This is a genomic window from Streptomyces sp. NBC_00464, from assembly GCF_036013915.1.
GTDB lineage: Bacteria > Actinomycetota > Actinomycetes > Streptomycetales > Streptomycetaceae > Streptomyces.
Genome location: NZ_CP107900.1, coordinates 231,086 through 245,315 on the forward strand (window position 1 = coordinate 231,086; position 14,230 = coordinate 245,315).

Below are 14,230 nucleotides of genomic sequence, written 5' to 3' on the forward strand. Positions count from 1 at the left end.
CGGAGATGGCGGCGAGGACCCAGCGTTGATCGCCGGCCACCCGCACCCGACGCTCCCGGCAGCGAGGACCGCCATGCACACCAGCACACTCACGGTCCTGCACGACCCCGACGGACTGATCGAAGCAGAGCTCCCCCAGACCGCGCACCATACGAGTGCCTCATCAAAGCCGTCCTCGCGTGGGCCGGCTCGGACACACTCACGACCGCGAATACGAGCAGATCGCCTCCAGCTGACCGGTCACGCCCGCGCGTCGCCTCCGACGTCCGCCGCCGCGCCGACCAGCTCCCGATGGACAGCGGACCCAAGGCGCTCGCCGACGTCATCCTGCGCGAGACGGAAGACCAGCTTTTCGTAAAACTGGAGGGCAACGTGCGCTGCGTCCAGAACCGCGCCCGGATGGTGCGCGCCCTCTACGAACGCCTCGACCGCCTCACGGAGACCACGCCACCAGGAGGATCCAGTGCCCTACCCGCAACTGCTCACCCCCGAGGAGAAGCTCGCCGACGCGAAGAGGCTGTTGAGCCTCCCGCGTATCGTCGTGATCTGCGGCTCCACCCGCTTCATGACCGAGATGACCGAGGCCGATCTGCGGGAAACCAAAGCCGGAAAGGTCGTCGTCAAACCAGGCTGTGACATGAAGTCGCCGCACGAACTCTGGTCCGACCCTGTCGAGGCCGAGGCGCTGAAGGTTCGACTCGACGATCTGCACCGAGCGAAGATCCGGCTCGCTGATGAGGTGCTCGTAGTCGGCGACTACATCGGAGACAGCACCCGAGCCGAAATCGCCTACGCCCGGTCGCTGGGCAAACCCGTGCGGTTCACACACCCCGAAGTCGACCCTGAAGCCTGACCGCCCGCTGCCACCTCGACAACCAGGGCCGGCAGCCCGCCGCCTGACCGTCTCGCGGTGGCTTGACCGCCGCCCACCCCAGGCCGCACATGTGTGAGTGGCCCGGCAGAGAAACGGTCGGATGTCAGAGCATGGTGAGCTGCTCATGCTCGGGCATGTCGAAGTGCGTGATCCGTCCTTCGTGCCCCATCTCCTGCAGCTCCCTGGCTTCCTGGGCGCTGCGGACCAGGGCGTGTTCTTCCCTCGTCCGGGACGAGGTTGCCAGCAGGGAGGGGCATGGGCGCACGATTCCGTACAGGGAACGGCGTCGTCTGTCCTGCGTGTACAGCGGTACTCCGCAGGCGTACACCGGGTCCATCAGCAGCTTCTCGGGGATCTGCACCCACAGCTTCTCCTCGCGCCGGGCCCGCTCGGCCACCGCTGCGAACAACTCCGCGATCTGCTGCTTCGACAGCCTGGCCCACCACGCGTTCGCCGCCTCCACAGCCTGACGCTCCCGCTCCTCCCGCTCGGCCTGCTCCCGAGCGAGACGCTGCGCCTCCGCGGCCTTCTCCTGGGCACGACGGGCTTCCTCCTCGGCCCACCGTCGGCGCCACGCCTCCATACGGATACGGGACTCTTCCTCCTGCTGCTTATTCCGTCGAGCGGTTTCCTCCGCCTTCCGGATCCGTTCCTTCTCCTCCAGCTCCTTCCGCTGGCGTTCGGCGGCCTCCTCCCGCAGGCGCTGGCGCTCCTCGCGTTCCTCTTTTGCCGCTTCCTGGCCCTGCCGCATCAGCTCGTGCCGCGTCTGGCCGTCGGCCGACTGCAGGGATGTCCACCACCGGCCCCGACGGAACCGCAGCCGCTCGCCGTCGACCACACGAGGCACCTTGCGGTAGCGCGGATAGCTCTCCACGGACACGAGTTGCCCTTGGAGCACCCAGCGGACGAACTGCTGCAGCTGCTCTTCGCGGAAGACCCAGCTGCCGGCGGCGTAGTCGAACCCGGCGACACCGTCGTCCACCACCCAGACCTGTCCCCGGTCCTCCGGCGCGCGTACCCGTACCGCGGGCACTGCGCTGATCCACTGCGGCGGCTTCTTGTTCGGGGACACCCAGCACACCAGGATCCCCTCGGCCCGGTAGCGCTCGGTGCGCTCGTGGATGTCGTCGATGGTGATGGGGGACAGCTGGGCCTCCCAGGCCATGCGCTGGATTCCATCAGTGGAGGTGGCCATGACGTCCGCGCGCCACGAGCCGTCCGCGGCCGGCACTTCTAGTTCGGCGAACCATCCGGCGTCCCGGATCGCGGTCGCCATCTCCAGCTTGAGCATGTGGTGCTCCCGCGACTCGTTCGACAACTCGCAGGAAGGCGGCCGGCCAGGGTCGTGGGCGAAGAACCGGAACCCGTAGCGGGAGACCTTGGCGTGCAGGCCCCATTCACACTCCGGGCAGGTAAGCGGCGGGCGGGGTCGGACTTTGTGGACCTGGGACCAGTCCAGCTTGTGGCCCAGGTCGGCCAGGGTGGCATCGAGGCGGCCGTGGTCGGCATGCAGCGCGGTGAAAGGCATGAATCGCATCTCCTGGCGCCGGCGTAATTCGCGACGTATCTGACGGGACAGGGAATACCAGGTGCCACTGACAACCGGCCCACGGTGCAGGACCGGCCCGCGTCCTTACTGAGTCCGGGAAGACAGGGACGGTTCGTGGCCGGCAAGGCCGAAGTGGGTGATGCGTCCGGCACGCAGGCCGCCCGCCTCCAAAGCCCGGGCCTCGCCCGCGTCACGGGCGAAGACCTGCTGATAGATCAGCTGGGGGGAGAGAGGAAGCAAGTCCGGGCAGGGGCGCACGATTCCGTACAGCCGGTTGAAGGCATGCACCGGAACCCCGTAGGCGAAGTTCGCCGCGATGCCGCCGCCCTCGGGAATCCGAACCTGAACCCGCTCGCGCTTCCATGCCGCGTCGACAACGGTCCTGAACAGTTCCTCGACCTGCGGGCGAGACAGCAGCGCCCACCACTCCTCTCCAGTGGTGTGGGCCCGCAGCTCCAGTTCCTGCAGAGCGGCCTGTCGCTGGGCATCGAGCTCCTGCTCATGCATGAACTCCTCCAGGACCCGGCGTTCTCGAAGTGCCGCCCGATGCCGGGATTCTTCCTCTTCGTGCCGCGCCCGAAGCCGACTGGCGGATACCTTCTGCTCCAGCTTCTGCGCGTCCCTCTCCACCTTGGCCTCATGGCGCCTTCGCTGGGCCTTCTGACCAGCGGGGGAAGCCAGCCACGCCCTACGGCGCTCCCTGGACGCGGTCTCCAGCTCCTGCCTCCGGGCCTCACGCCGGCGCGTGTCCTCCGCCCGCTGCTTCCGCTCCCGTTCGTACGCGCTCTGCGCCTCTACCGACTGGCGGGAGGCCCACCACAGATCGCGGACAAACCAGCGAGTCTCCTCACCGACGATCCGTGTCACCTCGCGGTGAGGCGGCAGGCTCCGCCAGGGACGCAGCTGACCGCGAAGGACCCACCTCACGAACTGGGCCAGCTCCGCCTCCTGGAAGAACCACCCGCTGGAGACGAAGCTGCCGAGACCGTCGTCCACGACCCAGGACTCATCAACGCCCTCTGGCGCCCGTACACGCACGGACGGCACAGCCCCCAGCCACACCGGCGGGCGCTTGTGAGGGGACACCCAGCACACGCTGACGCCTTCGGGCGCGTACCGGTCGGTCCGCGCCGTGATGTCCTCCACCGTGATCGGGGAAAGCTGCGCCTCCCACGCCATGCGCTGCTCGCTGTCGGGCGAGGTCGCCATCACGTCGGCCCTCCAGGAGCCGTCGGCGGCGGCGACCTCGAGTTCGGCGAACCATCCGGCCGCGCGAATGGCTCCGGCCATCTCCAGCTTGAGCATGTGGTGTTCCCAGGACTCGTTCGCCAGGGAGCACTCCGGCGGCCGCCCGCCGTCGTGGCAGAAGAACCGCACACGGTTCGGAGAGTGCTTGGCGTGTACGCCCCACGCGCACTCAGGGCAGGTGAGGGCGACACGGGGTGAGACCTTGTAGACCCGGGACCACTCCAGGCCGGCCCCGAGGTCGGGCTGGGTCGCGTCGATACGGCCCGCTTCCGGGTGCAGGGCAGTAAAAGGCATAAAAGCGCATCTCCTGAATGATCTGTCGCATACGGTGACTAACCTGACAGGACAGGAGATAGCAGGTAGCACTGACAATCCCGTTCCGGGCGGTGTGGAACCCCCGTCGGGTGCAGCAGATGTGCCGGCGGCCGCCGGTAGGGTCATGCGGATGATGGTGGGCACCACAGAGACTCGGCTCGTTCTCCTGCGCGGGAACAGTGCCTCGGGCAAGTCATCGATCGCGGCCCGCATCCGGGAGCGCTTCGGCCGCGGCCTGGCCCTGGTCGGCCAGGACAACCTCCGCCGGATCGTCCTGCGCGAACACGACCGCCCCGGCGGCGCGAACATCGGCCTCATCGACACCGTCGCCCGCTACAGCCTCGACGCCGGCTACCACGTCGTCCTCGAAGGCATCCTGTACGCCGACCACTACGGACAGATGCTCCAGCAGCTGCGGACCGAACACCGCGGGCACACCCACTGCTACTACCTGGACGTCCCCTTCCCCGAGACCCTGGCCAGGCACGCGACCAAACCCATCGCGGACGAGGTCGACGAGAACCAGCTGCGTGAGTGGTACCGGCCGCTTGATCTCCTGCCCGGCAGCATCGAGACCGTCATCGACGCCGACAGCATCCTGACGGACACCGTCGACCGCATCATGCACGACACCGACCTCGCACGGCTCCCCGCACGGGACCACTGACCAGCGCCGGGCAACGAGTACGGACGCGTGTGTCCCGACATGACAAGGAAATCGAACATACGCTCTAATGCCGGGATGGATGCCCCCACCTTCCCCGCCGACCTGGTCCAGGCCCAGCGCGACCTCAACGCCACGTACGACGCCCTCGCAGCCCCCCGCCAGCACGGCAACACCGCACTGCGCCGCCGCCTGCTCCTCCTGTCCGCCCGCATCTGGTGGCACCCCTTCTGGAACACCCGCCCGCCCGGCAGGCCGGCGGACCGGACCGAACTACGCCGCCAGGCCCGCGGTGACTGTCACGTAGCGAGGGCGGCATGAGTATCGACGCCCCGACCGATCGGCAGGTCCAGATTCTGCGGGTGATCAGAAACTGGATCGCGGATCACGGCGAAGGGCCCTCGATCCGCCAGATCGGAGAACGGGTCGGCCTGTCCAGCACCAGCTCGGTCGCCTACCAACTCGGTCGCCTGGAAGGCCTGGGACTGATCAGCCGCACTGGGCGCCGTTGGCGCTCCTGCCACCTCGGCACCTGAGTTCTTCGCTCTGCCAGCGGCACGCGGCCTACCGGGCCTTGTTCCCGGCCCGTCACAGAGCTCCGGACCGGTGACCAGGCCGACGACCTGGCGGCGGTGGCCTGGGGGGCCAGTCCGCTGCGCCTCGGCCTCGGTGGCGGGCTCGGCGCGGGTCCGCCACAGCATGCCGGGCAGGTCTCGGAGTCGCGCCTTACGGCGGGGCGTCGTACACAGGGAACATGAGCGAGGAACAGACGTCGTGGCACCCGGGCGAGATCGTGCCGGAGAGCGGGATCTACGAGTGCGACTGCGGGGCGGGTCACCACTGGAGCACCGACGTGAAAGGCCACCGGTTCCCGCCCGTTCCTGCAGGCTGCCCCGGGGCCGCGTGGGCGTTCCGGACGGACGCGCACCCCGACTCTTCGTACCCAGGCACCTGATCAGCCGGAAGGGAGCCCAGGGCGGTTATGGAGATCAGGCCGGTGGTGTACGTGAGCCGTCCTCGGGAGGCGTGAGGAGCGGGCCGGGGCCGGCGGCCCGGCGGCCTGGGACGGCGGGGGAGAGGTAGCCGCGGCCCCGGGCCGCTTTTATCCAGTCCTTGATAGTCGGTTCCGGGCGGTTGAACAGGTCAGCCAGGCGGCGATGGAGGCCAGGACCGTTGATGGCTTCACGGAGATAGGCATGGGCCACGGCGCGCAGGAGGCCACCGTCGAGCGGGGGCCGCCCTCGCTGCGCCGGCTGTGCGAGCGCGTTCGCATTCTCCAGGGCTCGCAGGGACGGTGGTGCGAGGTCTGATCCCGCGGCCCGCGATCTGCCCAAGACCGTGACACCTTCCTCCTTCCACGACTGGTCGGCCAGCTCGGCCTGGGCCCGGGCGACGATCTGACCCAGTGGGATGCGGCGCAACACGTCACTGGTGATCGGCACGGACACTGCTACCGCCGCATCCTCGTCCGGAGGGCCGACGAAGTCTCCCCAGTCGTCCCAGTAACCCCACCCTGGCCGCCAGAGCTCGAGTTCGATTACTCCGAGGCCGGTTCCTTGGTTCGCGAGGATGCCGTGCACAGTAACCGGCAGATCAGCTGCCTTGTAGAGAAAGTCCGCGACATAGCCGGGGCCGCGCTCTCGCTCTTTGACGAACAGAGTGAGTTCCGGGCCTGGTACGGCATCTTCGGGGATCTCCGCCAGGTCGGGGTAGTCATCCCAGGGTTCCATCACGGTGGAAATGAGAGAGCTCTTCCAGAGGTCAAGCTCCTGCGTGCTGCGCGCACAGTCGTAGGAGTGGTCACGGACACGAGGATGGTCTGGCTTCACGCGGAGTTCGTCTTCGGGAGCATCGGGGTTGGCGTAATCGTCGGCGCTGAACACGGGCTCGGGCATACGCCCAGGCTAAAGACAACCGGTTCGCGCAGTGGAGGGGAAAAGCGGGTGAGTAGGAGCGCGAGACAAGTCATCCTGACACTGCCCGCAGGTCTGGGGACCAGTGGCGCCCAGCTGGCGTTGGCACAGTCACCCGAGCTCGTTGTTTCCCAGCGCGTGCCGTGCCGCGGTCAGGAACATTCTTCGGGTCTCGCTCAGCCGAGTGGACTGGCCCGTCATGTACTCGAGGACGGTGATCCGGCCCTCGTTGACGGCGTCGCGCAACAGCACGGCAGCTTCTTCGCGCGGCAGGTCGGTCCTCTCGAAAAGCTGCACTGCCATCTCGTACACGTGCCGCAGGGCAGCGTAGGCCTCACCGATGGATTCGAACGGGTGGTCACCTCGCGGTACGTAGTGGCCGAGAGCGCTGATCGTGCCCGGACGGACACCGCGCGGCGTTTCCACAGCTGAATAGGCGTCGCGCATGCCGGCGAGACGTACCTGGAGGTCGAGCAGCGCGTTGACCGCATCATTAATCGGTGTGTTCAGCAGCTCCCGCCGTGTGACAGCGCTCCTCTCTTCCACCTGCCTGGCATAGAGGGCACGCCAGGTACGGGCAGCGAAACTGCTGCCCAGCGCGGCGTCAGCGATCTCATCGCAACAGATCACCAGCTCCTGCGCGGCCCCCACCAGTTCTGCGTCGCCCTCCAGCTCCAAGACAGCTAGCGCCCTCTGGAGATCACGACTGGCCGGACGCAGATTGTCCGATGCGCCCGTGCCATCCAGGACCTGGTCCAGAATCCCGACCAGCTCCCCGATGGCGAGGAGGAAGACCGAACATGCCTCCCGGCGCACGCCGCGCAGCCACTGGTCGTGAGCCGAGTCCGACTGTGCTCGGACCGTGTCCAGCGCGGCTTGGTAGGCCGTTTCCGCTTGGCGGAGACCTGCCTCGTGTGTGGCGCTGGCAGTCTGGAGTGCAGCACGAAGCTGCCAGCGGCCGATCAGTAGCGTGCACGGCACCCCCACGACAGCTACCGAGGTGGTGGCGACCAGCGCGATCCCTTGTAAGTCCATCGCAGCTCATCGTGCCAATCCGCAGCAGGTGAGACAGGGGATTCAGCTCAAGTCACCACCTGCCCAACGCAGGGGAACGCGTCTCTGACAGAGGTCGGTACGCCCTCTACGCTGCCGCGTATGGCACGCACAGCTCGGCAGCAGTCGCGGGCAGCTTCTCCGCGAACGCGCGGGCCTCTTCGACGTTCTGGTGGAACATCATGACCGTACGCAGGTTGTACGCGGCCGCGTGCTCCAGGAGCGCGGTCTGCAACAGGGCCAGGCGCCGGCCCCGCCGCGTCTCCTCCGACTTCCCGAGGACCGGCGAGGGAGCTGGCCCGCCCTGGAGTTCCCGGTAGTCGTGGCCTCGCTCGGGCTCAGCGTCCGTCTCACCGTCGCTGCCGGAGAGCCGGGCTCCCGGGCCGAGACAGTGGATGCGCCTCGTCCCGGCTCTGCGCGGCTGCCCGGAGTCGGGGACGAGCATCTGGAGGCCGGAGCCGGCCGCGGCCGTGCACGTCGCGTACGAGAAGGACACGCGGCGCGCCCTTCTCACCGGCTGGTGCCGAGGCCGGCTCTCTGGCCTGGCCTTGCCGCAGGGCTTGGCCCCGACTACTCCTTCGCTGGTCTTTCGACCAGTTCGACCAGCACCGTGGCGAGTTGATGCTGGTCGTGGGGGTGAGACTCTGAGGTGAGGCGGAGAGCCGCAGATTTGTCCGTCCCAGGGTATTGAAGCTCTACTAGGCCCAGGCCGGTTAGGGTGCCTTCTTCTAGGACTTGTCCGGCCGATCATGGTCTCGGCTACTGAGGCATAGCGGGAGCTGCAGCTCGTCGATGACATGGTCGGCCCTCGGCACCGTGTGCCAGGGTGGCGGTATGGATTGGCAGTCTGAGAGCCCGGAACTCTGGGCATTTTTGGAGACCTTGCACCGCGGCGACATCCTGTCCGGCACCGTCGCGGCGATCGAACGGTTCGGAGTCTTCGTGGCCCTGGACGACGGACCTGCCCATCCCCTCTTCCCCGGTGTCGGGTTCATCGTCATCCCCGAACTGTCCTGGAGGCGCATCGACGCCCCCACCGATGTCGTTCACGTAGGCCAGCGGGTCTCGTGCGAGTTCCTCCAGTTCGACACCTACAACCTGGAGGCCAGACTGTCCTTGAAGGCGCTGGAGCCCGACCCCCTGCGGGCTTTCGCCGACCGCACGGTGGGTCAGGAAATCCGCGGAACAGTGGAGAAGACAGTTCCCATCGGCGTCTTCGTCGAGCTCGGAGACGGGTTCGTCGGGCTGGTCCCCTCCAGAGAGATCGACGGTCGGCCCGCCGTGAGTCCGGTGGAAGACTTGAAGGCCGGAGAGGAGATCACCGTCATCGTCACGGAAATCGACCTGCCGACCCGTCGAATCTTTCTTTCCAGGCCGAAGAACGCCCAGCGCGAAGGTGTCGTGTCGGCCACGTGACGGCCAGCGTGTTCCAGCCGTTGATGTGAGCATGGGGCGGGGTGATCTGAGTGATGCCGAGTGGGAGCGGCTGCGGCCGTTCCTGCCTGTTAGCAACCGGCGTTGTGGCAGGTGGCGGGATCACCGGCAGGTGATCGACGGGATTCTGCACCGGGTGCGGACCGGCGTTCAGTGGCGTGACCTGCCCGAACGGTTCGGTCCGTGGAAGACGGTCTATGAACGCCACCGCCTGTGGTCGGCCGACGGGACCTGGGAGCGTCTGCTCCAGCAGGTCCAGGCCACGGCTGACGCTGCAGGCGAGATCGACTGGGACATCTCGGTCGACTCCACCATCGTCCGCGCGCATCAGCATGCGGCAGGCGCCCGCACCGACCCACCGCCGGCCCCAGGACCAAAGGGGGCCTCAGGGGTGGAACACCAGACCGAGACGCCGTGGCAGAGCCTTCTCGCCCGCCTGGTGGAGGTGGTGCTGGAGGTGAGGGCCTGGGCCGCTCTCGGGGCGGGTTCACCAGCAAGCTTCACCTGAGCGCGGACGGCCGCTGCCGCCCTCTGTCCCTGATCGTCACGCCAGGTCAGCGGGCAGACTGCACCCAGTTCATCGCGGTGCTGGAGAAGATCCGAGTGCCTAGACCGGGCCTGGGACGGCCACGCAAGAAGCCCGACAGCCTTGCGGCCGACAGGGCCTACAGCAACGGCCTCATTCGCGAGTACTTGCGACGGCGGGGCATCCGCCACACGATTCCGGAAAAGAGTGACAGCCAGGCGGCCCGCCGGCGCAAAGGCACACGCGGTGGACGGCCGCCCGGCTTCGATGAGGACCGTTACAAGAAGCGCAACACCGTCGAGCGGGCGATCAATCGCATGAAGCAGTTCCGAGCCGTCGCCACTCGCTACGACAAGCGCGGTTACGTCTTCCTCGGCACCGCCACCGCGGCGGCCGTCGCGATCTGGCTCCGCACATGATCGGCCGGACAAGTCCTAGCCGGCGGACTGGAGACGGATGATGGAGCAGGACGAGGCCCTACAGCTTGCGGCGGGGGTCCTTGCGCACAGTCAGCGTGATGACGAACCGCCTCTCGCCATCGACGCAAAGCGGGTCCGTGAGAGCAACGGGTTGCTGATCGTGCCCTACAACTCTGTGCAGTACCTCGCCTCGCGTGATGCGAGAGAGCAGCTGTTGGACTGCTGGCCCATCCTCGTCGACCTTGCACTTGGAGACGTGCGATTCGGAACCCTGGACGAGCGACATCTGTGGAGGAGTCCGAGCACCTGACGAGTCTGCGGCTGTTCGCCACAGCAGTTACGTGACGCCCTTACAACCGCTAACACAATGAGGTGCTGGGGCCAGTTCCTATAGGTTTCCCGGCTCGCCGTTGGCGACGAACCGTGTCAGGACTTGCTCCAACTGCTCCAGAAACTGCCGCAGGTCATCGGCCACCCGGTCGAGCTCGGGCCCGTCCAGCGATGCCGTTCGCGTCCGATAGACCGCCCCGCCAGGACCAGCGACATAGGATAGGCCGCCGCCGTTCGAGCCCATCACCAGCCCGCGGGCCTTCTGGTCCGCGCCGACTTCGACAGCTCCGCACTCCGTGAGCTGCAGAAGGACATCCCCTGCTGGGACGACGAAGTAGCCGTTGCCGACGTCCGCCCAAGTGACGTCACCGATGGTGTCGTAGAAGGTGACCAGGTCAGCCGGAGCGAGGCTCTCTTGGGCAAGCATGCGAGCCGTGGCCTGGTCGTCGTGGTCGGCGGGCCGGACCTCGTTGGTGCCCGGGGGAAAGCTGTGCCGGCGCTCGAAATCGTCGGTCATTGCCTTCAGTGCCTCTGAGACCCTGCTCATCCACGAAGCCAGCCAAGCAGGCGAAAGCGAACGGTCACTCATGAGAGCGGATCATGACATGCGTCGCGGACATTCACGAGGTGACCAGCAATCTTGCTGTTCGAGGTCAACGCAATGTCCTGAGTTGTCGGTGGGTGATGAGGCAGCAGGCGAGTTTGAGGAAGGCTTCGTGGATGTCTGCTCGTCGCTCCCAGCGGATGCGGAGGGCGTTTGAAGCCGTGGAGCCAGGCGAAGCTGCGTTCGACGACCCAGCGGTAGGTGCCCAGCCCTGTGCCGTGGAGGGTGCCGCGGCGGGCGATGGCCGGCACGATGCGGCGTTTTCGGACCTGGTCGCGGTAGATGTCGTGGTCGTACCCGCGGTCGGCGAAGAGTGAGTCCGGCTTGCGTCGTGGGTGCCCGATCCGGCCTCTGATGGGTGGGATGGCGTCGATCAGCGGCATGAGCTGGGTGACGTCGTTGCGGTTGCCGCCGGTCAGGATCACGGCGAGGGGTGTGCCGTGGCCGTCGGTGATCAGGTGGTGTTTCGATCCGGATCGGCCACGATCGACCGGACTCGGTCCCGTCCGGTCCCCCCTTTTATGGCTCGCACGTGGCTGGAGTCGACCACCGCACGCGACCAGTCGAGGCGGGCTGCCGCGTTGAGCTCGGCCAGCAGCACTTCGTGCAGCTGCTGCCAGACGCCAGCCTCGTTCCAGTCTCGCAGTCGCCGCCAGCAGGTCATACCCGAGCCGAAGCCCAGCTCCTTGGGCAGGTACTCCCATTGGATGCCGGTGTGCAGGACAAAGAGGATGCCGCACAGCACCTGTCGGTCCGGCAGCGGCTTCCGTCCAGGGTGCCGAACCCGGCGTTCCTTGCGTGGCAGCAGCGGCTCGATCCGCTCCCACAGGTCATCCGACACGATCCACGGCGAAGTCCCCATGACCGGACAACGCCCAACTCCTGACGCGGACACGGTCAACAGGACCGATCCACGTCATTGTGTTAGCCGTTGTTAGTGAACTATGGGGGAAGACTCCGAGATGGGTCAACCCCACTGCTCAGGCACACCGCGGCCCGATACCGGATAGCTCCAAGCCGGGAAGTCTGGAATTCTCCACCTCTGTAAAACCTAAGCCCCAGAGAAACACTCCCTCCGGATACGTTTCATGGGAGGCAGGCGTGGAGGGTGGCGTCACCTCTTTCATTAAGGACGGCGACGAGTGGGCCTCAATTCCAATCATCATCACAGAGGTGCGGTAGACATGGATTCGAAAGATCTTGACCCAGCAGGTATGAAAAGAATTCTCGAACGGGGCATCCATCTAGGTGATTTGAGGTTTCTCGCTCAGATCGATATCGATTCCGGAGCGCTGGAGAAGCGCTGGAGAAGCGCTGGGGCGGTCCAGAGACCGTGCGCGATGACCTTGCGGAATGGCTCTGTTTTGCATTCTCTCTAGTGAATGGAGAAGCATTCTTCCTGCAGCGGGACGTGTACCACCCTCCGACCCATGAATTTGTCCTCAGCGTGACCGCGGGCCTCTTCTCCGTGAACGCTGCCGGCCGGATCGTTGAAGCCTTGGGGGTCGCCGGGGCGCGGGCTACGCATGTGAGCGACGAGGCTGCTCCGTAGCTCGACGCTTCAAACCTCGACCTTTCGTGACGGTCCGTCGGCTTCCTCGGCGGGCCGTTTCGATTGTTCGGGCAGGCTGATGGCCCACTCGGCCCAACGGCCAGCAAATCACCTTGGCGCAGGTGGCCGAGGATCACCAAGAGCGTCACATAAAAGAGGTCCGAGGCACTCCGTATCAGTACAACGGGAACGTGGCAGGGCACCTACCGGACACCACTTGGTCGGGTAAGTGGAGTCCTTATTGCTGGCACCAACAGGATTGGCGAGTCAACTCCCTGGTTGGGGCATATGCAAGGAAGTACAACAAGGGGTACAAGCCGACCGGCTTCTACTACGCCGGAGTTTCACCGGATCCGAGTACCTACACCACGGAACGGGTGACTGGGTCAGTCAGCAGGGGCCAGTACGGTATCTGTCAGATATCGCGATCATGAGGAGTTGAGCTGTGCAGATGAAAGAACTCGTCGGACAGGTGATGGCCACGCTGGTGAAATCGTATTTCGCCGATTCCCCGATGGGCGCCGGCCGCCGCCCGGTGATCCGTCCGCCTGCGGAACCCTGGGCGTTGGCTGAGCTGGAGGCCCGCGCCGGTCAGTTGTTTGAGGTCGGATACCGGCAGTTCCTGTCGCTTACGGACGGCTTGGAGGGTTTCCCTCTCGTTCTGCTTGGCTGCCAGGACTGGGAGCCCGGGGGTTTGGGCGAGGCTGCTGAGGAGTTCCGGGAGACGGTTCTGGACAGTGATCCCGAGGATGTTGGTATCTCTCCCCAGACTCCCCTCTTTCCAGTGGCCGTCAACGTTGATCGCAGCCAGGGGATTTTCTTGATTGACACCGCTGGTGCCGCAGAGGAACGGTTTTGGTGGACCGGCGAGGGGGACAGCTTCTTCTTCGTCGGGTTCGCTGATGTCCTCGCTTTCCTGAACGACGTGGGTTCCCGTGACCCGAGGGAGTCACTCTGCACCTGAAGCGTGTTGCTGAAGTTTGGGCATACACCCAAGATTTTCGCTCCGCCAAGGACCCCTACCCTGCCCCGGTCGTGTGGTTCCAGTTGGGCTTGGGTGTCTGTGATGGCGGGCGTGGGGTGGTGGTTAGCTCGGGCAGTGCGGGAGGCGCTGCGCTGGCTTGTGGTGGGTGCGTCGGCCCAGCGGGCCGGCGCGCGCAGGGGAACGGGGCGCCTTCTCTCTGGAAGGCTCACAGGGGCCTTGAGGGCATTTCAGGAAGGTTCTGGGATATCAGCGCTGGCTGCCTGTCAGGTCAGGACGGGGCGTTTCCGTGCCCCTTCCCGGGCGTGGTTCTGTGATCTCCTGAATTCCATTGGTGACGGGTCCGGTTGGGCTGTTCCGTGGCGGTTGATGTCCCGCCCGACGGGCGGGCGGCACCCTGCTGTTTGTACGGTCGCTACCCTGGTGCATCATGTGATGCACCAGGGTGCGATGGGTGGGTTCATGGCGGGATCGCATCACCCCATAGGGTCGGTGGTGCGGATGACGCAGCCAATCACTCTGCACCAGTTGCCTTGCTGGCCGCCCTCCCGCAGCCGGTGGAGGGCGGATCACATCGAACGCGGTTCCCCTTCACTGCTGCCATCTTGAGCCCTCATCACCGGCTGGCCGCAGGGCTCCACAAATCCACACCCATTTCGGCGAGTGCATGAATTCCGGAGGAATTCATTTGCAATTCCGGAGGAATTGCATAAACCCGTAGGGTTTATCGTCTTTACGCCCCGTAGGGGCGTGCGTCGTTCCTCCGG

The 14,230-nt window shown here is 66.1% G+C and carries 14 protein-coding genes and 2 pseudogenes; 9 read left to right on the forward strand and 7 right to left on the reverse strand.

Going from position 1 to position 14,230, the window contains the following annotated elements; genetic code table 11:
* The first annotated feature begins 463 nt into the window (after positions 1–463).
* Complete coding sequence (locus OG912_RS38940) at positions 464–853, forward strand: hypothetical protein (protein WP_327713293.1); 390 nt, start codon at positions 464–466, stop codon at positions 851–853.
* 124 nt (positions 854–977) lie between these two features.
* Here the strand turns inward: OG912_RS38940 and OG912_RS38945 are convergent, their stop codons facing one another.
* Positions 978–2,402 carry a competence protein CoiA family protein gene (locus tag OG912_RS38945; RefSeq protein ID WP_327713294.1) on the reverse strand — a complete coding sequence of 475 codons (1,425 nt, stop codon included), beginning with the start codon at positions 2,400–2,402 and terminating at the stop codon, positions 978–980.
* A 105-nt stretch (positions 2,403–2,507) separates the two neighbouring features.
* Positions 2,508–3,965 (reverse strand): competence protein CoiA family protein, encoded by a 1,458-nt coding sequence (locus OG912_RS38950; protein WP_327713295.1) that lies wholly within the window; start codon positions 3,963–3,965, stop codon positions 2,508–2,510.
* Between the two features lie 154 nt (positions 3,966–4,119).
* On the opposite strand from OG912_RS38950, the gene OG912_RS38955 reads away from it, so the two are divergent.
* The 4 genes from OG912_RS38955 to OG912_RS38970 all read left to right on the forward strand — a co-directional run bounded on the left by OG912_RS38955 (position 4,120) and on the right by OG912_RS38970 (position 5,605).
* Complete coding sequence (locus tag OG912_RS38955) at positions 4,120–4,653, forward strand: AAA family ATPase (protein ID WP_327713648.1); 534 nt, start codon at positions 4,120–4,122, stop codon at positions 4,651–4,653.
* 75 nt (positions 4,654–4,728) lie between these two features.
* Complete coding sequence (locus OG912_RS38960) at positions 4,729–4,971, forward strand: hypothetical protein (protein WP_327713296.1); 243 nt, start codon at positions 4,729–4,731, stop codon at positions 4,969–4,971.
* The gene (locus tag OG912_RS38965) at positions 4,968–5,186 is read left to right on the forward strand and encodes a winged helix DNA-binding protein (RefSeq protein ID WP_327713297.1); all 219 of its coding nucleotides are present in this window, start codon (positions 4,968–4,970) and stop codon (positions 5,184–5,186) included. Before OG912_RS38960 ends, OG912_RS38965 begins: the two co-directional genes overlap by 4 nt.
* A 218-nt stretch (positions 5,187–5,404) precedes the next feature.
* Positions 5,405–5,605 carry a hypothetical protein gene (locus tag OG912_RS38970; RefSeq protein ID WP_327713774.1) on the forward strand — a complete coding sequence of 67 codons (201 nt, stop codon included), beginning with the start codon at positions 5,405–5,407 and terminating at the stop codon, positions 5,603–5,605.
* Between the two features lie 34 nt (positions 5,606–5,639).
* On the opposite strand, the gene OG912_RS38975 is transcribed toward OG912_RS38970, so the two are convergent.
* From OG912_RS38975 to OG912_RS38985, 3 genes and pseudogenes are all read right to left on the reverse strand, one after another.
* Entirely contained in the window at positions 5,640–6,545 is a 906-nt protein-coding gene (locus OG912_RS38975; RefSeq protein ID WP_327713298.1) for a hypothetical protein, read from the reverse strand.
* 129 nt (positions 6,546–6,674) lie between these two features.
* On the reverse strand, positions 6,675–7,598 hold the full coding sequence (locus OG912_RS38980; protein ID WP_327713299.1) for a hypothetical protein: 924 nt from the start codon (positions 7,596–7,598) through the stop codon (positions 6,675–6,677).
* A gap of 124 nt (positions 7,599–7,722) precedes the next feature.
* Positions 7,723–7,908, reverse strand: a pseudogene (locus OG912_RS38985) (hypothetical protein); the annotation flags it as partial.
* A 542-nt stretch (positions 7,909–8,450) separates the two neighbouring features.
* Here OG912_RS38985 and OG912_RS38990 point away from each other — a divergent pair.
* From OG912_RS38990 to OG912_RS39000, 3 genes are all read left to right on the forward strand, one after another.
* Entirely contained in the window at positions 8,451–9,032 is a 582-nt protein-coding gene (locus tag OG912_RS38990) for a S1 RNA-binding domain-containing protein (RefSeq protein WP_327713649.1), read from the forward strand.
* Positions 9,033–9,063: 31 nt separating this feature from the next.
* Positions 9,064–9,995, forward strand: a protein-coding gene (locus OG912_RS38995) for an IS5 family transposase (protein ID WP_443061067.1) whose coding sequence is annotated in 2 segments (ribosomal slippage) — positions 9,064–9,436 and positions 9,436–9,995 — 933 coding nt in all. Because the reading frame shifts where the segments join, the coding sequence is not laid out codon by codon here.
* Between the two features lie 37 nt (positions 9,996–10,032).
* A complete protein-coding gene (locus OG912_RS39000) occupies positions 10,033–10,305 on the forward strand; it encodes a hypothetical protein (RefSeq protein WP_327713301.1) in 273 nt (90 codons plus the stop codon).
* Between the two features lie 78 nt (positions 10,306–10,383).
* Here the strand turns inward: OG912_RS39000 and OG912_RS39005 are convergent, their stop codons facing one another.
* A complete protein-coding gene (locus tag OG912_RS39005; protein WP_327713302.1) occupies positions 10,384–10,842 on the reverse strand; it encodes an SMI1/KNR4 family protein in 459 nt (152 codons plus the stop codon).
* Positions 10,843–10,978: 136 nt separating this feature from the next.
* Positions 10,979–11,808 (reverse strand): annotated as a pseudogene (locus tag OG912_RS39010) (IS5 family transposase).
* Between the two features lie 1,118 nt (positions 11,809–12,926).
* On the opposite strand from OG912_RS39010, the gene OG912_RS39015 reads away from it, so the two are divergent.
* Positions 12,927–13,445 carry an SMI1/KNR4 family protein gene (locus OG912_RS39015; RefSeq protein ID WP_327713303.1) on the forward strand — a complete coding sequence of 173 codons (519 nt, stop codon included), beginning with the start codon at positions 12,927–12,929 and terminating at the stop codon, positions 13,443–13,445.
* Positions 13,446–14,230 lie beyond the last annotated feature (785 nt).

Bases quoted from the DNA above. Each gene is read 5' to 3' on its own strand.
- OG912_RS38945 (WP_327713294.1), bottom strand. From the start codon at position 2,402: ATGCCTTTCACCGCGCTGCATGCCGACCACGGCCGCCTCGATGCCACC.
- OG912_RS38950 (WP_327713295.1), bottom strand. From the start codon at position 3,965: ATGCCTTTTACTGCCCTGCACCCGGAAGCGGGCCGTATCGACGCGACC.
- OG912_RS38955 (WP_327713648.1), top strand. From the start codon at position 4,120: ATGGTGGGCACCACAGAGACTCGGCTCGTTCTCCTGCGCGGGAACAGT.
- OG912_RS38960 (WP_327713296.1), top strand. From the start codon at position 4,729: ATGGATGCCCCCACCTTCCCCGCCGACCTGGTCCAGGCCCAGCGCGAC.
- OG912_RS38965 (WP_327713297.1), top strand. From the start codon at position 4,968: ATGAGTATCGACGCCCCGACCGATCGGCAGGTCCAGATTCTGCGGGTG.
- OG912_RS38970 (WP_327713774.1), top strand. From the start codon at position 5,405: ATGAGCGAGGAACAGACGTCGTGGCACCCGGGCGAGATCGTGCCGGAG.
- OG912_RS38975 (WP_327713298.1), bottom strand. From the start codon at position 6,545: ATGCCCGAGCCCGTGTTCAGCGCCGACGATTACGCCAACCCCGATGCT.
- OG912_RS38980 (WP_327713299.1), bottom strand. From the start codon at position 7,598: ATGGACTTACAAGGGATCGCGCTGGTCGCCACCACCTCGGTAGCTGTC.
- OG912_RS38990 (WP_327713649.1), top strand. From the start codon at position 8,451: ATGGATTGGCAGTCTGAGAGCCCGGAACTCTGGGCATTTTTGGAGACC.
- OG912_RS39000 (WP_327713301.1), top strand. From the start codon at position 10,033: ATGATGGAGCAGGACGAGGCCCTACAGCTTGCGGCGGGGGTCCTTGCG.
- OG912_RS39005 (WP_327713302.1), bottom strand. From the start codon at position 10,842: ATGACCGACGATTTCGAGCGCCGGCACAGCTTTCCCCCGGGCACCAAC.